Origin of the sequence: Haloferula sp. A504 (genome assembly GCF_044385805.1) — a bacterium.
Lineage (GTDB): Bacteria > Verrucomicrobiota > Verrucomicrobiia > Verrucomicrobiales > Akkermansiaceae > Haloferula.
The window spans coordinates 147,943-165,817 of the sequence record NZ_JBISBU010000004.1 but is presented as its reverse complement, the minus strand read 5'-3'; the positions used below and the strand labels follow the sequence as shown (position 1 = coordinate 165,817).

The 17,875-nt window shown below is 64.2% G+C and carries 13 protein-coding genes; 6 read left to right on the top strand and 7 right to left on the bottom strand.

Annotated features, from left to right (window positions below; translation table 11 throughout):
* Positions 1-58: 58 nt before the first annotated feature.
* On the top strand, positions 59-982 hold the full coding sequence (locus tag ACG2LG_RS03645) for an RluA family pseudouridine synthase (protein ID WP_396256398.1): 924 nt from the start codon (positions 59-61) through the stop codon (positions 980-982).
* Between the two features lie 30 nt (positions 983-1,012).
* Positions 1,013-1,270, top strand: a complete 258-nt coding sequence (locus ACG2LG_RS03640) for a hypothetical protein (RefSeq protein ID WP_396256397.1) — start codon at positions 1,013-1,015, stop codon at positions 1,268-1,270.
* On the opposite strand, the gene ACG2LG_RS03635 is transcribed toward ACG2LG_RS03640, so the two are convergent.
* The gene (locus ACG2LG_RS03635; RefSeq protein WP_396256395.1) at positions 1,231-2,460 is read right to left on the bottom strand and encodes an FtsW/RodA/SpoVE family cell cycle protein; all 1,230 of its coding nucleotides are present in this window, start codon (positions 2,458-2,460) and stop codon (positions 1,231-1,233) included. The genes ACG2LG_RS03640 and ACG2LG_RS03635 overlap by 40 nt on opposite strands.
* 144 nt (positions 2,461-2,604) lie before the next feature.
* Between ACG2LG_RS03635 and ACG2LG_RS03630 the strand changes: the two genes are divergently transcribed.
* The 3 genes from ACG2LG_RS03630 to ACG2LG_RS03620 all read left to right on the top strand — a co-directional run bounded on the left by ACG2LG_RS03630 (position 2,605) and on the right by ACG2LG_RS03620 (position 8,413).
* Positions 2,605-3,099, top strand: a complete 495-nt coding sequence (locus tag ACG2LG_RS03630; RefSeq protein WP_396256393.1) for a hypothetical protein — start codon at positions 2,605-2,607, stop codon at positions 3,097-3,099.
* Between the two features lie 31 nt (positions 3,100-3,130).
* Complete coding sequence (locus ACG2LG_RS03625) at positions 3,131-5,122, top strand: ABC-F family ATP-binding cassette domain-containing protein (protein ID WP_396256391.1); 1,992 nt, start codon at positions 3,131-3,133, stop codon at positions 5,120-5,122.
* Between the two features lie 87 nt (positions 5,123-5,209).
* The gene (locus ACG2LG_RS03620; protein ID WP_396256389.1) at positions 5,210-8,413 is read left to right on the top strand and encodes a hypothetical protein; all 3,204 of its coding nucleotides are present in this window, start codon (positions 5,210-5,212) and stop codon (positions 8,411-8,413) included.
* A gap of 99 nt (positions 8,414-8,512) precedes the next feature.
* Here ACG2LG_RS03620 and ACG2LG_RS03615 read toward each other — a convergent pair whose 3' ends face one another.
* From ACG2LG_RS03615 to ACG2LG_RS03590, 6 genes are all read right to left on the bottom strand, one after another.
* The gene (locus ACG2LG_RS03615; protein WP_396256423.1) at positions 8,513-9,265 is read right to left on the bottom strand and encodes a spermidine synthase; all 753 of its coding nucleotides are present in this window, start codon (positions 9,263-9,265) and stop codon (positions 8,513-8,515) included.
* A gap of 266 nt (positions 9,266-9,531) precedes the next feature.
* Entirely contained in the window at positions 9,532-10,584 is a 1,053-nt protein-coding gene (gene gap / locus ACG2LG_RS03610; RefSeq protein WP_396256387.1) for a type I glyceraldehyde-3-phosphate dehydrogenase, read from the bottom strand.
* Positions 10,585-10,722: 138 nt separating this feature from the next.
* Complete coding sequence (locus ACG2LG_RS03605) at positions 10,723-11,724, bottom strand: heme A synthase (protein ID WP_396256385.1); 1,002 nt, start codon at positions 11,722-11,724, stop codon at positions 10,723-10,725.
* Positions 11,725-11,773: 49 nt separating this feature from the next.
* Positions 11,774-13,060, bottom strand: coding sequence for an AI-2E family transporter (locus ACG2LG_RS03600; RefSeq protein WP_396256382.1), 1,287 nt, complete (start codon positions 13,058-13,060; stop codon positions 11,774-11,776).
* 58 nt (positions 13,061-13,118) lie between these two features.
* Positions 13,119-14,132, bottom strand: a complete 1,014-nt coding sequence (locus ACG2LG_RS03595) for an epimerase (RefSeq protein WP_396256380.1) — start codon at positions 14,130-14,132, stop codon at positions 13,119-13,121.
* A gap of 63 nt (positions 14,133-14,195) precedes the next feature.
* Positions 14,196-14,717, bottom strand: coding sequence for a GbsR/MarR family transcriptional regulator (locus ACG2LG_RS03590; RefSeq protein ID WP_396256378.1), 522 nt, complete (start codon positions 14,715-14,717; stop codon positions 14,196-14,198).
* A 213-nt stretch (positions 14,718-14,930) separates the two neighbouring features.
* Between ACG2LG_RS03590 and ACG2LG_RS03585 the strand changes: the two genes are divergently transcribed.
* Positions 14,931-17,786, top strand: a complete 2,856-nt coding sequence (locus ACG2LG_RS03585) for a lamin tail domain-containing protein (protein WP_396256376.1) — start codon at positions 14,931-14,933, stop codon at positions 17,784-17,786.
* Positions 17,787-17,875 lie beyond the last annotated feature (89 nt).

Here is a 17,875-nt window from a genome sequence, read left to right as displayed (position 1 = left end):
CCATCTCGTCACGCCTGCATTGACATCAGCGGTCTCCTCCCACGAGCCTCGACACCCGATGGAGGTCCGCGTGGAAAGTGATGCCGGCACCCGGCTCGACGCCTGGCTGGCGAGCCGGTTCGACGACCTTTCGCGCTCGCGGATCCAGGAGTTGATCCGCGGACAGCACATCCGCCGCAACGAGCAGCCCGCCAAACCCCGCGACGCCGTGGCGATCGGCGACACGATCCAGGTCGAAATCCCCGAGGCCATCCCCGCCGAGGCGGCTCCGCAGGACATCCCGCTCGACATCCTCCACGAGGACGATTCGCTGCTGGTCCTCGACAAGGCACCGGGAATGGTCGTCCACCCCGCCGCCGGTAATCCCGACGGCACCCTGGTCAACGCTCTCCTTCATCACTGCCGCGGACGGCTCTCCGGCATCGGCGGCGTCGAGCGGCCGGGCATCGTCCACCGTCTCGACAAGGACACCTCCGGCTGCATGGTCGTGGCCAAGACCGACGCGGCCCATCACTCGCTGGTCGAGCAGTTCGCGGGCCGCACGACGAGCAAGCGCTACCTCGCCGTCGTCCAGGGCAGGCCCGCCGAGAAGCAGGGCACGGTCTTCACCCACATCGGCCGCCACCCCGTGCACCGGATGAAAATGGCGGTGGTCAACCCGCCCGGCGGCAAGGCATCCATCACCGACTACCAAGTCCTCGTTCACGACCCGGGAAACGACAGCTCACTGGTTGGCTGCGACCTGCACACCGGCCGCACCCACCAGATCCGCGTCCACATGCACCATCTCGGCTGCCCTCTGATCGGCGATCCCATCTACGCCAAGCCCGCGAGGCAGAAGGCGCAGCCCGGACGCCTGATGCTCCATGCCCACCGTCTCGGCTTCGATCACCCTGACGATGGCCGGCGCCTGGATTTCGAGGCGCCGATCCCCCCCGAATTCACGCCCTGGCTCCAACTTCTCGACCATCCCCTTCCGTAAAAGGAAACACTCAATCGCATTGACTCAGCCATGGATGAAAACACCGAAGCCGACCGATTTTTCGAGGAACTGCTCCACGCCGTCGATCAGCAGTTGGAGGCCCCCGGAACCGCCTACGTCCGCAAGACGCTCGACCGGTTGACCCGGGCGGGCATGGAAGCCGACGAGGCCCGCGAGGCGATCGCCCGCTGCCTGGCCGAGGCGACCGACCGGATGTATCGTTCGCAACGACCCTTCAACGAGGACGCCTACCGGACGTCGCTCGAAATGATCAACCCGGGCGAGTGAGGTTTCTCCTCCTGCTCCGCCACCAACTCGCGCAGCGGCTTGCGGTGGATCCACACGCTCTGGACCAGCCCGAGCAGGAACATGCACATCACCACGAAGGTGCCCGAGTAGCTGATCAGCGGCAGCGGAATGCCGGTGATCGGCATCAGCTGCACGCACATGCCGATGTTCTCGAAAATGTGGGCGAAGAACAATCCCACCACGCCCCCGACCAGCATCCGCCCCATCGGGTCGCGGGCATAGCTCGCCACGAAAAGACAGGTCACCAGCAACAGCGTGAAGCCGGTGATCAGCAGCATGCTGCCGCGGAACCCCTGCTCCTCGGCGATCACCGGGAAGATGAAGTCGTTGTGGGCCGTGTTGAAGGGAATCAGCTTCCGCGCGTGCAGCGACCCCTGCTCCTCGCCCGAGAGGTAGCCAGTGCCACTCCAGCCCGCATGACCGATCGCCACCGCAATATGGTGCGGCGCCCAGGCCTCGGCACTCACGTCGACCTCGCGGCCCTCGAGCATGTCGAGCCACAGCTCGATCCGCGCCGTGCCCCGCTCCGAGGCCTGCGGCAGGACGATGAAATACAACATCGGCAGGATGGCCATCCCGACCAGCGCCATGAAGCTCAGGTAGCGGAAGGGCACGCCGCTCACGATCATCGCGACCAGTGCCACCGGCAGCCAGACCAGCGCCGATCCCATGTCGCCCATCTTCACCACCACCAGGAAGGGAATTCCGGCGATCACCGCGATCGCGCCCAGCTTGACCATCGGCTCCTCCAGCAACCACCCGACCTTCGGAATCATGCGGCCGAGCCGCGGAAGATCCTGCAGCAACCAGGCCAGCATCAGGATTCCCGCCGCGATCGCCAGCTGCGCCGGCTGGAAGCTCAATCCGCCGACCGTGATCTGGTGGACCTCGTCGTCGGAATTCATGATCCGCGCGCACAGGCCGACGCCGACGACATACAGCGGAATCCCCAGCCAGCGGAACCAGCGGTAGTCGATGAGCGCGGTCACCAGATAGACCCCGGAACCGATCAGGATCCACTGCTTCTGCTGGCTGGCGAAATATTCGCCGCCCTGGGGCAAATGCCGCGCCGCACTCTCGATCGAGAGCACGCCGAACACGAGCAGCCCGTACATCCAGAAGACGAGCGCCCAGTTCATTCCCAGCAGCTTGCGCAAAAGCGGCGTCATGCGTGCCCGAAACCTTCCCGAAAGCCCCCGCCTGCGCAAGTCTCGGCAACTGCGGACCGCCGATCTCCGAATCGGCCCGCCCCGCAACCGGGCGCTCCCACTCCCATCCTTGCCGATCCCCGCCTCCCGAGTGATCATTGCCCCATGAAGCGAGTCGCCATTCCCGCCGTCGTCCTGATCCTGGCCGGACTCGCCTTCTGGTGGTTTTCACCCACCCAGGTCCTCAAGCGCCGGACCGCTGCCTTCATCGATACCGCCAGGGTTCCGGTGTCGATGAGCGACCTCGGCCGCAGCGCCCGCGGCCGCCACCTCGCCGACTACTTCGCCCCGCGCATCGAGGTCGAATCGCCCGAAAACCTCGCGCACGAGGTCGGCCGGACCTTCACCCGGGACGAGGCCGCCGCGCTCTACTCCGGCGTCGCCCGCTACTGCCGCGAAGTCTCCATCACGGACCTCGAGTTTGTGTCCGTTGGATCCAAGAACGAGGAGGCGCGGGTCGTCTTCACCGCCGACACCATCGTCGACCTCCCCAACCGCCGACCGGTCGACGGACTCGTGACCGTCGAGAGCCGGTGGCGAAAGATCGAAGGCGACTGGCTTCTTGAAGCGTTCGAGTGGACGGAGTCGGCGAGACCTTGAGTCCTTCTGCGTTGGACCTTCCGGCGCAGGCATGCATTCTCCGCGCCCGCCGATGCTTTCGATCCAGAACCTCCGCGTGGAATACGGTGCCCGCGTCCTCTTCAGCGACCTTTCGTTCGCGGTTCAACCGCGGGAACGCATCGCCTTCGCCGGCCCCAACGGTGCGGGCAAGTCGACCCTGATGAAGTGCATCGCCCGGGTGATCGAACCCTCCGGCGGGCTCATTACCGCGCCCAAGCACTTCCGCGTCGGCTACCTGCCGCAGGAAGGCATCCACGTCACCGGCCGCAGCCTGTGGGACGAGACGCTCTCGGCCTTCGGCGAGACGCTTGAACTCCAGTCACGGATCGACCGCCTGTCCGGCGAACTCACCAAGCTCGATCCCCGCTCCTCGCCGTATGCCGAGTTGCTCGAGGAGATCGGAGGGCTCGAATTGCGACTCGAGGCCTCCGACCCGTCACGCATGAAGCCCAAGGTCGAGTCGGTTCTTCAAGGACTCGGCTTCAAGCGTTCGGATTTCGCCCGGGATTGCGGTGAGTTCTCCGGCGGTTGGCAAATGCGGATCGCGATGGCGAAACTCTTTCTCCAGGAGCCGGAGGCCCTGCTTCTCGACGAGCCGACCAACCACCTCGACATCGATTCGCAGCGATGGGTCGAGCAGTATCTTCACGCCTATCCGGGCGCGATCCTGATCATTTCCCACGACCTCGCGCTGCTCGACGCGCTGTGCACGCGGACCATCGCATTCCACCACGGGAGGGCCGAGGAATACGCCGGCAACTACTCCTACTACCTCAAGGAGTCGGTCCACCGGAAAGAGATCCACCGCCGCCGCTACGAGACCCAGCAGCGCGAGATCGAGGAGACCAAGCGCTTCATCAATCGCTTCCGCGCCCAGGCCAACAAGGCCTCGCAGGTGCAGTCGCGGATCAAGCAGCTCGATAAGGTCGAGTTCATCCCGCCGCCCGAGCAGGACGATGCCGTGATGAACTTCCGCTTCCCGCAGCCGCCGGCATCCGGGCATCTGGTGGCGAAGCTGGAGGGGGCCACCAAGACCTACGGCAATCTCACCGTGTTCCGCGGTTTCGATTTCGAGATCAACCGCGGCGAAAAGTTCGCGATCGTCGGACCCAACGGCGCGGGCAAGTCGACCTTCTGCCGCCTGATCACCGGCCAGGAGGCGCCCAGCTCCGGCGAGCACGCCTTCGGCCAGAAGGTCCGGGCGTCCTTCTTTTCCCAGAACCACGCCGACGAACTCGACCCGGAAAAAACGGTGCTCGAAACCGTCGAGGAAACGGCCACCCGCGAGGCCGCCATGCAGTGCCGGAACATCCTCGGCTGCTTCCTGTTCCGCGGCGACGACGTGTTCAAGAAGGTCGGAGTGCTCTCGGGAGGCGAACGGTCGCGGGTCGCGCTGGTCCGGATGCTGGTCCAGCCCGCCAACTTCCTGATCCTCGACGAGCCGACCAACCACCTCGATGTCCAGAGCCAGGAGGTCCTCCAGAACGCCCTCATCGACTACGAGGGCACGGTGCTGATCGTCTCGCACAACCGCTCCTTCCTCGATCCGTTGGTGTCGAAAACCCTCGAGTTCCGTCCGGGCGAGCCCCCCCGGCTTTTCGCCGGAAACATCACCTACTACCTCGACAAGACCGCCGAGGAGTCCCCGGAGCCGGCCGCCAAGCGTCCGCCGTCCGCCGACAAACCGGCCTCCGCCGCGCCGGCCAACCGCAAGGAGGAAAGGCGCCGGGAGGCGGAACTGCGCCAGAAGCGCTCGTCGGTGCTCAAGCCATTGGAAAGCGAGCTGGAGTCGCTGGAGTCCGCGATCGCCGAGCTCGAGGGCGCGCAGGCCACCCTGACGGCGGCCCTTTCCAGCGATGAGGTGGCCATGGATCCGGACAAGCTCCAGCAGACGGGAAGCGCCGTGCAGCAGGTCACCGAGAAGCTGGAGAAGGCCTATTCCCGCTGGGGCGAGCTTTCTGACGAGGTCGAGCGGGTGCGGATGAGCCTCGGGGATCGCTGAGGTGCCGCCCTGGATTCTGCGTAAACCGAATCCGGTTCCATTCCGTTTATCATTGAGAATCCGCGCCCATGCGGACCGTCAAAACCCATGATTCGTCCGATCGCTCTCATCGCTCTCGCCACCGTCGGCTTGAGTCCCGGGCAGACCGTGTTCATTTCGCGGATGTGGCACAACCACCAGCCGCTCTACTGGCCCGAGTGGAACACCAATGGCGGCGAGACCAACCGGGTCGAGTACGCGTGGGACTCGATCACCCTGAAGCCCCTGCGCGGCTATGCCGGAAGCCCCTCGCAGCACCCCGAGAACAATCTCGGTGAAATCTTCGGCAAGGCCGACCGTGTGGTGGCCTACCAGAACGGCCCGCGCGCCTCGCTGGAGAACGCACCCGGCGCGGCCTTCTGCGTTTCCTACTCGGGATCGCTCATCGACAACGTCCGGCAGCTCGGGGCCGGCGGGCACCTGTCGTATGGCCCGGGCTGGTGGGACGGCAACCGCACCGCCCGCAACTGGACGACTCCATCCGGATCCCGTCGACTTGATCTGGTTGGCTTCACCTACCACCACTCGCTGGCCCCGCTCCTCCCCAAGGAGGTCTTCCGCAAGGAACTGCGGATCTTCAAACAGGCGTGGTGGAAGGCCTGGGGCGGCAACAGCGACCTCTCGGATCATTCGAAGGGCTTCTTCCCCACCGAAATGGCCTTCTCACGCCACCTCGTGGATGTGCTGGTCGATGAAGGTTACGACTGGAGCATCGTCGCGAGCCATCACCTTTCGCGAACCTGCCCGACCTACTTCAATCAGTTCGACCTGGGCAACGACCAGTACAACATCAACAGCAGCCCACCCAACCGTGCCGACCTTCTGGGACCCTCGCCGACGACCGGCTGGTGGCGGGCCGAGCCCAATCCGGGCAATGCCGCCTGGAATGTCTCGCCCTTCGCCTACCAGCTGCACCGGGTGGAATATGTCGATCCCGAGACCGGCAACACCAAGTCGATGATCGCGGTGCCATCGGACGACGTGCTGTCCTACCAGTACGGCTATTCGAATGCCGGGGTCGGCAACATCAACGACCACATCGCCCCCCACGCCACCGACCCGGCGCGCCCCGCGCTGGTGATGCCGACGACCGACGGCGACAACGCCTGGGGTGGCGGCAACGATTCGTGGATGAACGCCACCAAACAATTCTTCGAGTCGGGCTACACGCCCACGGCGGTGCAGGATTTCGTCAATGCCCACGGCGCGGCCGCCGGAACGGTGCACATCGAGGACGGGGCCTGGATCTTCCCGACCGACGACTACGGTTCCCCCTATTTCCTGAAGTGGATCGAGCCGCCCCTCGGCGGCGACCCTGCCAAGCGCTATCCGGGCACCATCGCCGAGCTCGAGTCGCCCGGCTTCGCGCTCAAGTTCTGGGCCTGGGCACCGGTCATCACCGGAGCCAACTGGTGCGAGACCGCCGAGCAGGTGCTGGAGGACGAGGGCGGCAGCGTGGAAGCCTGGAAGATCCAGGCACCCTACGACTGGGACGGAAGCTGGACGAACCCCAACGACGTGGAGTTGGCCTGGCACATCTACCTCGGCGGGCTCGACTCCGGCTTCAACTACTACGGCGGGCTGGGCAACGACGACGAGGTCAAGGCGGCGCTGGCCACTACCCGCACGATCGAGAAGCTGCAGCCCTTCATGACCCCCGAACGCCGGGCGCAGGACCGGACGCCGCCAAGCGTCCTCAAGCCCCAGCGCTTCCCCTACAATCCGGGCGCCCACACCTTCGGCTGGTTCAACCGGATCCCCGGAGGCGACGAACGCTACCTCAAGGAGATGCCGTCGGAATTCTACGTCTGGACCCACGCCTACGACCTCTCCGGCGTCGAGCGGGTCGAACTCAAGGTGCGGGTCGACGGCGACGGCATCAACTCTATGGCCACGGTGGACAACGAGACCTACTCCGGCGGAAGTGAGGTGGGATCGTGGATCACCATTCCGATGACCCGGCGCGTGCTACCGAACGACCAGGGCTCGCTCAACGCTGCAGCCAACCATGGCGAGATCAACTACTTCATCACGCCCCCGGAGTTGGCCGACTACTATTTTGCCAGGATCACCGACGCCGAGGTCCCCGATTTCCGCGGCAAACTCCTCGACTACCACATCGAGGCCGAGGACCAACTCGGAAACATCCACAAGTCCGAGATCCAGCACGTCTTCGTCGAGGACGACGGCGGCGGCGAACCGGTCGATCCGCCCGCGATTCCCGACGGTCTGGTGGTCATCGAAGAGGAAGCCACCTCGGTCCGGCTCGACTGGAACGACGTCGACGGCGCCACCAGCTACGTCCTTTACCGCGACGGCCACCCCATCGGAAGCGCGGCTGGTTCCGGGTTTCTGGACCAGGGTCTGGCACCCCTGACGAGCTACGACTACCACGTGGTCGCCCGCAATTCCGGCGGCGATTCGGCGCCCTCGGCGACCGTCACCGCGACCACCACCGCCGCAACCGGTCCCCTGCCCTTCATCATGGACGGCTTCGCCGACTTTCCCGGTTACCTGCTCTCCGATCCCGGGATGACCCTCTACGCCGCGGTCCGGGGCAGCACCCTGTACCTCGCCACCTGGGCCCCGGGTGAGTTTGGGAACGACCATCACATCCTCGTCGGCTCGTCATTGGAAGCCACCGCCAACCAACCGGCCCCGTGGGCCAAGGCCGGCTTGACCGCGCTTCCGGCCGACTCGCCCTTCATCGGGGCCGAGGGCGACAATGACTACATCGTGTGGTCGAATGCAGGGAACGTCGGGACCACCATGATCCGCGGATCCCGCGGCGGGCAGATGGAGGCCACCATCGATCTCGTCGATGCCTTCGGCACCGTGCCCGCCACCGTCCACCTCGCCGCGCTCGCCTACCAGTCTCCCGACGGTGGCCTGCTTGCCTCGCAGGCGCCGGCCCCGGTCATCAACGACGACAACCTCGATCCCGACGAGTTCCTCGGCATCCCGGTCGAGGCGCTGCGCGACGAGAACGCCGACGGCCTCTACGACCGCCTCGATCCGCGGATCGACTTCGTGACCACCGGCTTTGCTCCCGGAACGGGCGGACACCAGATCACCTGGAACTGCTTCCCGGGCTGCCGTTACCAGATCGAGTCCTCACCGGATCTCGGTCCGGACAACTGGACGCCGGTGCCCGAAGCCGAGGTCACCGCGGGTCCGCTGGACCTCTCGCTCTCCCACCCAGTCGCCATCGAGGGCACCCGCCGCTTCTACCGGGTCCGGCTGCTGCCTTGACGATGGTGAGACGCTCGGACCGTGGCCGGGGCTTCCAGCCCCGTTGCCAGTCCTCCCAGCAAATTTGGCGACGGGCCTGGAAGGCCCGGCCACATCCACTCACGTATCACCTTCGCCTGCCTTGCGAGCGACATAGACCGTGCTGGCGGCTTCGCGTTCCTGATGCGGATTGGGGAAGGTCACCACCTCGGCATCGCAACTGGCGAAGACCTCTGCGAGCGCGGTCATGAAGGGATCCTCGGGCGGATCGTCCGACCACAGGGCGAAGACCCCGCCCGGATGAAGCTTGTCCGCCAACCGGCGCAGGCCCGACGCCGCGTAGAACGCCGCATGGCGCTCATGCAGCAGCTTCGAGGGCGAATGATCCACATCCAGCAGTACCGCATGAAATCGGCGACCGGGCGTGGCGGGGTCGAAGCCGTCGCCCAGAGCCAGTTCGAAGAAGTCGCCGTGACGGAACCGGCAACGTGAATCCTCCACCAGTCCCGGGCCCAGCGGGACGAGACCCTTCTCGTGCCACTCGATCACCGGCGCGAGGTAGTCCACCACGACCAGCGAACCCAGCGAGGGATGATCCAGCGCCTCGCGGGCGGTGTAGCCGAGACCGAGTCCGCCCACCACCACGTCCAGCGCACCCTCACCCGGATGCGCCTCCGCCGCCGCGTCGAGACCCAGGCGGGAAAGCGCGCGTTCCACCTCGGTGAACAGGCTCGTCATCAGGTAGGCATCGCCGAGGATGACCTCGTGGACCTCCAGGTTGTCCAGCGGCAGCAGGGTACGCCGACGCAGGATCAGCTCGCCGAGCGGTGTCTCACGATAGTCGAGCTCTTCGAACTGCGGCCGTGCTTGCATGGACATTGCTATCCCTGATGTGTCACGAATTCGAGTTCGCGGGAATGACGAAATGCCCAATTACCCAAGCACGAAGGAATGACGAAGGTCCGAAGCCGAAGGTCGCGGCGACAGGCGGGTGAGTGGACGGCACCCAACCTTGCCGTTTCGGGTTTGCATTGGGTATTCGGGTATTTGGGTGATTCGCCATTCGTTCGCCCGCCACAAATGAAAACACCCGCACCGGAGACTCCGGTGCGGGTGTTGAAACGATTCGGACCCCGGGCTCAGATGCCCTTTTCGACGATGTCGTTCATCAGGTCGATGACGCGGTTCGAGTAGCCCCACTCGTTGTCGTACCAGCTGACGAGCTTGAAGAACTTCTCGTTGAGCTCGATGCCGGAGCCGGCGTCGAAGATCGACGAGTGCGCGTCGTGGATGAAGTCGGAGGAAACAACCTCGTCCTCGGTGTAGGCGAGGATGCCCTTGAGGTAGGTCTCTGAGGCCTTCTTCATCGCCTCGCAGATCTCCTTGTAGGAGGTCGCCTTCTCGGTCTTCACGGTGAGGTCGACGGCCGACACGGTCGGCACCGGCACGCGGAAGGCCATGCCGGTAAGCTTGCCCTTCACGGCGGGAATGGCGAGGCCGACGGCCTTGGCGGCACCGGTGCCCGACGGGATGATGTTCATTGCCGCGGTGCGACCGCCCTTCCAGTCCTTCTTCGAGGGACCGTCGACGACCTTCTGGGTCGCGGTGTAGGCGTGCACGGTGGTCATCAGGCCCTCGTCGATGCCGAAGCCCTCCTTGAGGAGCACGTGGACAACGGGAGCGAGGCAGTTGGTGGTGCAGCTCGCGTTCGAGATGATGTGGTGCTTGGCCGGATCGTAGGCGTCGTCGTTGACGCCCTGGACGATGGTGGCAACGCCGTCGCCCTTGCCCGGTGCGGAAAGGATCACCTTCTTGGCGCCCTGGTCGAGGTGCCCCTGGGCGGCCTCTTCGGCGGTGAACAGGCCGGTGCACTCGAGCACCACGTCGACCCCGAGTTCCTTCCACGGCATGGCAGAGGGACCTTCGCGGACGCCCAGCACCTTGATCTCGTGGCCGTTGACGACCAGCAGATCGTCCTCGGGGAGGTCGGCGGAGGATTTCTTCGACTCGACGGTGCCGGTGAAGCGGCCCTGCGTGGAGTCATACTTCAGGAGGTAGGCGAGGTTGTCGGCGGGCACGAGGTCGTTCACGGCGACGACGTTGAATTTCGTCCCGAGGTGTCCCTGCTCGACGAGCGCGCGGAAGACGAGGCGTCCGATTCGGCCGAAGCCGTTGATGGCGATGGTGGTCATGATGCTTGTTGGTAGTTGCCGCACGAGCGGCGATGTTCCGTCCGCTTTCGTGCGGCACGGGAGGTGGAATCCGACGGTTTTGCGCCGCCGGGAGCGGAATTATCCATTCACCGGCGGAGCCGTCAATGCCCGCCTGCGTCACGCTGTCGTGAGCGTCGGGCGCGAGCATTGGCAGAGCCAGAAGACCACGCCTGCCAGCAGAATTCCTGCCAGGCCCACATGCAGGACCTGCACCGCCGCGTAGATGTGGACCTGCGCCATGATCACGCCGAGGATCATCTGGACGACGACCATGGCGAGAACCAGACGGGCCGCCCGGCCCTCGTTCCCCGCCGTGGCGCGCCTCCCCTTGAAATACGCGAACAGGGTCAGGGCGAAGATCACCCACGAAAACGAGCGGTGCATGAGATAGACCGTGGTCTGCTCGAGTTCGCCGATCCATTCGGAGCGCGGCTCGCCCTCGTGGCTCTTGGCCATCTCGTCGGTCATTTCCCGGATCTGCGTGCCCATGATGCCCTCGATCACCACCAGCACGAAGAGCGAGGCCACCAGCCACCACAGGCCGGAGCGCTTCGCCTTTTCGAGGGGCAGCCGCAGCGGCCGGTCGGTGCCGCGCCACACGGTGAAGGCGAGCACCGCCACCAGCAGCATGGCCAGCGCCATGTGGGTCGTGAGCACCCCGGGCTTGAGTCCGCTGTAAACGACCTTGGCCCCCATCCAGGCATTGATCAGCACCAGCAGCACCGAAACGAAGGCGGTGAAGACGACGATCCGCTGGTCCCGCGGGCGTCCGAAGGCCGCGATCAGGGTGACCACCGAGAGCAGGCCGACAGGCAGGGCCAGCAGGCGGTTGGTGAACTCGGTCCAGACGTGGCGGGCGTTGAACGATTCGAGAAGGGACTCCGGGGTGACGCTCCCCGGATCGCGCCCGAGCCGCTCCGCCTTCTTCTGGAATTTCTCGAAGTCGATCTTCGAGAGATCGACCTGTTCGACCTTCCACGGCGGGATCAGGCATCCCCAGCAGGTGGGCCAGTCGGGACAACCCAGGCCGGCGCCCGTGACCCGGACGATGGCACCCGCAAAAAGAAGCACCAGCACCGAGACGAGGGCCGCGAAGGCCAACTTCTGAAATCGATTCATGCGACTGCCCGAACCAAGTCCGGATGCCCCGCCCACGCGAGCGGAAAAACTACGACCGCCCGACCGCATCCGCGGTTTCCTCGGCCGGCAGGTCGCCCTCGTCCCCGTCGGTCTTCACCTCGGTGAGGATGCGCTTTTCCTCCTTGGGCCGGTGCGTCTCCTTGCCGACCGCCACGGCGATCCAGCGGAACTCGACGCTGTTGTCCAGGAGCACCTTGACCATCATCGTCAACGGCACCGCCAACAGCATGCCGATCGGCCCCCACAGCCAGCCCCAGAAAATGACCGAGGTCAGGACGACCAGCGTCGACAGTCCGAAGCGGCGCCCCATCAGCATCGGCTCCACGACATTGCCGAGGAAGGTGTTGATCAGGAAATAGCCGCCACCGACCGCCACCGCCTCCGGGGGCCCCATCATCAGCAGGGCCAGGATCGTCGGCGGGACCCCGGCGATGAACGATCCGACCACCGGGATGTAGTTCAAGGCAAAGGCCAGCGTGCCCCACAGGGGCCAGAAATCGAGTCCGGCGGCCCAGCACAACGCACCGGCCATCACGCCGGTGACGAGGCTCACCCCGGTCTTGATGCCGAGGTAGCGCTGGGTGTCCTTCAACGCGCTGAGCATCCGCTGGATGTTCGGCCCGCGGGCCTCGCATATCGCGTCCATGCGCCGCCCGAACATGCGGGCCTCGGTGAGCATGAAAATGGTCAGGATGATGACGATCAGCGAGGTTCCGAAGAACTTCACCACCCGTCCCACCACATCGGTGCCGACGTTCCAGAACTGGGCGAAGCTGAGTTCCTCAAGTTGTCCAATGAGAACCTCGGCCGCCTTGCTGACCGGCTGCGGCTCGTCGAGTTCGACCCCCTCCACAGGCTCGGGCGGCGGCTCCACCGGGATCGCCCGCGGGGGCACCTCGACCTCGCCTTCCGGCACCGCGGCTCCGCCGGGCAGCGACCAGGCCCGCAGCTTGTTCTCCGCCTCTTCGAGCGAATCCACCGCCGTCTCGAGCTTCTCGATCACCCGCGGGGCATACTCCCCCTTCCACTTCGTCTGCAGATCGCCGATCGCCGAGAACACCAGCAGCACGATGCCCGCCAGGAAGGCGAAATCCACCAGCACGGTGAGCAGCACGGCGATGGCCCGCGGCACCCGGTGATTGCGCAGCCAGTTGGTGATCGGGAAACTGATGGTCGCGATGAAGAACGACAGCAGGATCGGGACGAAGAAGCCCTGCGCCGCCTTCAAGCCCGCGACCACGACGATCAGCGACGCCAGCAGGAGCAGAACCTGCGGCGCGCGCGTGCGTCTCGGTGTGGAGGCAGCTTGGCTCATCCGTGCGGCGGAATCATAGCCCAGTCAGATTCCACGACAAAGAAATCCTTGTGCCAATTCATGCCGGTCGCAGTCCGCGGCGAACCGTCCACGCCCGGGAACCGACGGCGCGCTTGACCGGCACCTCGAAAAACCCGGCCATCCCCCGCCGCTCCCGCAGATCGAGCAGTGCCGGACCGACCGCGGGAAAGCGCCAGAGGAAACCCATTTCTTCGAGTCGTCGCGGCCGGACCCACCGGCTCTTGGTCACCAGCTCGGTCTCGGTTCCCATGATCTTCGCCCCGACCTCCAGCATCCAGCTGGCGGCGGGCAGCCCGACCGGAACGGCCAGCACCTCGCGAAACCGCCGCATCCACTCCCGGTTGGAGGGAGCCTCCGGAGCGGTGAGGTTGAAAACGCCATCCGCCAGCGGATTCGACTCCAGCAACTCGAGCGCGGCGATGAAGTCCTCCATGTGGATCCAGCTCACCCGCTGGTCGCCGCGTCCCATGGTTCCCCCGAGCCCCTTGCGCACCAGGCCCGAAATCCGGTCGAAGACCGAGTCCTCCTCGTTCGCCAGAACCATCCCGATCCGCAGGGCAAGCTTGCGGGTCGCGGCCGGGACCACCGAGTCGAAGAAACCCTGCTCCCAGGCGCGTGCGACCTCGCAGGAAAACCCCTCCCCCGGTTCGCCGCTGCATTCATCCTGCGGACGATCCGTGGCGTGGCGATACCAGGTCGCCGTGCTGGCGTTCATCCACACCCTCGGCGGCACCTTGCAGTTGCGGACCGCCTGCCCGATCAGCGCCGTTGTCCCGACCCGCGAGTCCATGATCTCGCGGCGATTCGCCTCATCGTAGCGACAGTTCACGCTCCTTCCGGCCAGATTGATCACCAGCGCCGCCCCTTCCAGCGCCAGCGCCCACGGTCCGAGGGATCGACCATCCCAGTCCAGAAACATCACGTCGGGCGGAAGCCCGGCCTGACGGCGCCCCACCGCAACGACCTCCCTGCCCCTGCGGCAGTAGTGCTGACACAGATAGCGGCCGAGAAATCCGTTCGCTCCAAAGATCACCACGGTGTTGTTGGTCATGACGTGTTGGACAGTATTTTCGGGTGTTTCAGGAAAAAATGAAATACGGCGCGAGAAGAAAAATCATTTCAAGAGCTTTGCAGCCAGCTGCACGGCGAAGCCGTGCTTCATGCCGGAGATCTTGTCGGCGACCTTCGAGGCAAAGGCGACGAACTCCTCGAGTTCCCGCATCTGTTCGTGAAAATCCTTTCCCTCCTTGCTCCCGATGTCCTCGGTCTCCTTCGCGCACTTGCTCAACACGTGGATCGCCGGCTCGATCTCGCGGCGTTTCCGCTCCCGGGCCACGGTGGTGAAAATGTGCCAGACATCCTTGTCCGCCTCGAAAAACTCCCTCCGCTGACCCTTCTTGACCACGCTCCGGACCAAGCCCCAGGCGACCAGTTCCTTGAGGTTGGTGTGGGCGTTTCCCCGGCTGACCTCGAGCGCCTCCATCACGTCGTCGGTGCTCATCGGCTCCGGCGCGGTGATCAGCAGGGCGTGGATCTGCGCCATCGTGCGGTTGATGCCCCACTGCGTGCCAAGCGCGCCCCACTGGCCGACAAATTCATCGCGGGCTGCCTGCAATTTATCCACCCCGATTTTCATACTTTCAGTATTTACCGAAAGATTCGTAACACTCAAGAAAAATCGTCCTGCAATCCCGGTACAACCCTCAATTGACCGGATTTTTGTGGCAATAAGGTCACCAGAATGTCTCTAACGGCGCTTGGCGGCATGAAGCCTGCTAGCTACTCCAGTAACGGTTTCGCGCCTGAACGGCTTCGCCGTCGCACAGATTACCCAGAACCAGACATTCCCATGAGGACGCTCCCCGCACTTGTTTTCGCAGCATTTGGTTTTCAAGCAACCCACGCACTCAATCCCGGCGACATTGCGTTTACCGGATTCAACGTGGACGGCGACGACGACTTTGCGATTGTGGCCTTGGTGGACATTCCCCCGAGCACCACGATCCACTTCACCGACAACGAGTCCGACGGGGCAGGAGGGCTGAATACGGGCGAAGGAGCGATTTCTTGGACGAGTGACCCCTCTCCGACTCCGGCCGGCACCGTGGTCGTGTTCACGGATACGGCGAGTTCGAGCACTTTGACGGCGAGCCTTGGCACGTTGGTCGACGGAACCGGAGGCATGAATTTGGCCGCTGGCGGTGATGCCATCTTCGCCTTTGAGGGTCCCAATGACACAACGGTCACCACCTTTCTCGCGGCAGTCGCCAATGAGGCCGGCAACTTCGGAGATCTGACCGGTTCTGGCCTTACCGAGGGGACAACCGCATTCACTTTCACCACATTCGGCAATCCAGATGGGGGTGAGTATTCAGGGGCTCGGAGCGGGCAGGCCACGTTCGCGGATTACATTCCGCTGATCGCGGACCCTTTCAACTGGACCACCGAGGACTCCGACGGAGAGGCAAGCCTTCCGTTCGATTCGACACCCTTTACGACCGGCGGCGCTGCCCCGGTGCAATTGTTTTTATTTCTGACTGACTTCGAAATCTCGGAAAGCGGCGGCTCCACCACGCTTTCGGTCTTCCGCGATGGACCAACTACCTCGGCCGCCACGGTCACGCTCACATCGAATGACACCGGTGAGGCCACCGTTCCACTCACCGCCGATTTTCTGGTCGGCGAAGACACTGTGGATGTGACCGTGACCGCTGTGGACGACTCCATATTCGATGGCCCGCAAACGGTGACCTTCACAGCTGCGGGAGTGGGCTTTTTCGACGGGACTGCTGACCTCACGGTGAACGACGACTTCGCGGACAACGCAGACCTGATCATCAACGAGATTTACCCCAACAATTTCGATCTCGATCTCAACGGCGACGGAATCGCCAATGGCGCCGATGAGTTCATTGAGCTTGTGAACACCTCGGGGTCCCCCTTGGACATTTCCGGATGGACGATTTCGGACGAGAGCAGCCTCCGACACACCTTCGCACCTGGAACCATCCTGGGCACCGATTGTGCGATTCTTGTGTTTGACGAGCTCCCGCCGACAACTACCGGCATCGATGGCACGCAAGCGGTTGCAGCCTCGACGGGATCGCTCTCCCTCAACCCGGCCGATACCCTGACCATCCAAGACAACACCGCGGCGGTCGTCATGACCTGCAGCTATGACAGTCCATTCGCACCCACCGCCCTCGACTCGGTCAATCTCGAATCCGACGCCACGCCGGGTCCGTACACAGATCACTCTTTCGTGGTCGGAAGCGGCGGGGCTCAGCTTTCGCCGGGAACCAAGGTCGACGGCTCGGCCTTCTGCACGCAGCCCATCCTCACCCTTAGTGCATCCCCTACCTCGTTCACCGAGAACACCGCCGGAACCGCTTCCACTGGAACCGTGACTGCCACTCCCGCCCCCACGAACGATCTCATCGTGACGCTGACCTCCGGCGACACCACCGAGGCCATCGTGCCAGCGACTGTCACGATTCTCGCAAACGACCCGAGTGCGACCTTCCCAATCACCGCAGCGGACGACCTGGAAGTGGATGGGGATATTGTGGTCACCCTTGCGGCATCTGCAACCGGCTACGTGGGCGACACGTCCACCGTCACGGTACAGGACGACGGCGACACGGTGATCACACCGAACCTCTCGCCTGGCTCGATTGCCTTCACAGGATTCAACTCCGACGGTGGCGACAATCTTGCTTTCGTCGCTCTTCAGGACATCGATGCAGGTCAGGTGATCTTCTTCACCGACGACGAATGGGATGGTGGGGCGGTTGGTGCGGGAGGAGGCTTCGTCGACTCGAATGAGGGCACCATTCGCTGGACCAGCCCCATTGGTGGGGTTCCGTCCGGCACCATCGTCCTCATCGATGAGCCCGGAAGCTCCGCGACCATCTCCACCAACATCGGTGTCGCCGCTGTGGAAGACAGTCAGGTGGCTCTCTCCACCTCCGGCGACACCCTCTACGCCTATCAAGGGAGCGACTTCCGTACCGTCACCTCGTTCGTTGCCCTGATCTCGAGCGAGGGCGCTCCAAACCTCACCGGAACCGGACTAACGTCAGGCACGACGGCCGTCCTCCTTCCGGACAGTACGGATGGTGGCGTCTATTCCGCAGGCCGGTCGATTTCGCCAACTTTTGCAGGCTACCTGCCGCTGATCGGTGATGTGGCTGGCAACTGGACGCTCGCAAGCGATGGTGCGAGCCTTGTGCCGTTCGACACGACCGCGTTCACGCTAGGCACCGCCGATCCGTATGATACTTGGGCAGACTCCAAGGGTCTTACCCCGTCAAACAACGGCGCAGAAGATGATGCCGAGAATGGAGGCAGCGGCGACGGTATTGCGAACGTGCTCGAATTCATCCTCGGTGGTGACCCTCTTGCCGTCGATCCATCGATTCTACCGACCGCATCGACTGACAACAGCGACTTCATCTTCACCTTCAACCGGAGCGATGAGTCAGAGAGTGTCACCACGGCGACATTCCAGTGGGTTGCCGATTTGGACTTCTCTGGAGCGAATATTGTCCCAATCGGAGCGATCAGTTCTCCCGCCGATGGCAACGGTGTTACAGTGACCGTCGAGGAGAATGGTAGCGCGGTAGACACGATCACTGTGCGAGTGCCGAAGACCAATGCACCCGCCGGTGCGCTATTCGGGCGACTGACGGGCACTCGTCCCTGAATCCTGTCAAGATTGTCGATCTGGGAAAAGGTGCTTCGGGAAATCCGGAGCGCCTTTTTTGTATGACGTCATCTTTGGCATTGGGATAT

What these genes read in the sequence shown, in the direction of transcription:
- ACG2LG_RS03620 (WP_396256389.1), top strand. Translation starts at nt 5,210, where the DNA reads ATGATTCGTCCGATCGCTCTCATCGCTCTCGCCACCGTCGGCTTGAGT.
- ACG2LG_RS03585 (WP_396256376.1), top strand. Translation starts at nt 14,931, where the DNA reads ATGAGGACGCTCCCCGCACTTGTTTTCGCAGCATTTGGTTTTCAAGCA.
- ACG2LG_RS03595 (WP_396256380.1), bottom strand. Translation starts at nt 14,132, where the DNA reads ATGACCAACAACACCGTGGTGATCTTTGGAGCGAACGGATTTCTCGGC.
- ACG2LG_RS03590 (WP_396256378.1), bottom strand. Translation starts at nt 14,717, where the DNA reads ATGAAAATCGGGGTGGATAAATTGCAGGCAGCCCGCGATGAATTTGTC.
- ACG2LG_RS03615 (WP_396256423.1), bottom strand. Translation starts at nt 9,265, where the DNA reads ATGCAAGCACGGCCGCAGTTCGAAGAGCTCGACTATCGTGAGACACCG.
- ACG2LG_RS03630 (WP_396256393.1), top strand. Translation starts at nt 2,605, where the DNA reads ATGAAGCGAGTCGCCATTCCCGCCGTCGTCCTGATCCTGGCCGGACTC.
- ACG2LG_RS03640 (WP_396256397.1), top strand. Translation starts at nt 1,013, where the DNA reads ATGGATGAAAACACCGAAGCCGACCGATTTTTCGAGGAACTGCTCCAC.
- ACG2LG_RS03600 (WP_396256382.1), bottom strand. Translation starts at nt 13,060, where the DNA reads ATGAGCCAAGCTGCCTCCACACCGAGACGCACGCGCGCGCCGCAGGTT.
- ACG2LG_RS03605 (WP_396256385.1), bottom strand. Translation starts at nt 11,724, where the DNA reads ATGAATCGATTTCAGAAGTTGGCCTTCGCGGCCCTCGTCTCGGTGCTG.
- ACG2LG_RS03635 (WP_396256395.1), bottom strand. Translation starts at nt 2,460, where the DNA reads ATGACGCCGCTTTTGCGCAAGCTGCTGGGAATGAACTGGGCGCTCGTC.
- gap (WP_396256387.1), bottom strand. Translation starts at nt 10,584, where the DNA reads ATGACCACCATCGCCATCAACGGCTTCGGCCGAATCGGACGCCTCGTC.
- ACG2LG_RS03645 (WP_396256398.1), top strand. Translation starts at nt 59, where the DNA reads ATGGAGGTCCGCGTGGAAAGTGATGCCGGCACCCGGCTCGACGCCTGG.
- ACG2LG_RS03625 (WP_396256391.1), top strand. Translation starts at nt 3,131, where the DNA reads ATGCATTCTCCGCGCCCGCCGATGCTTTCGATCCAGAACCTCCGCGTG.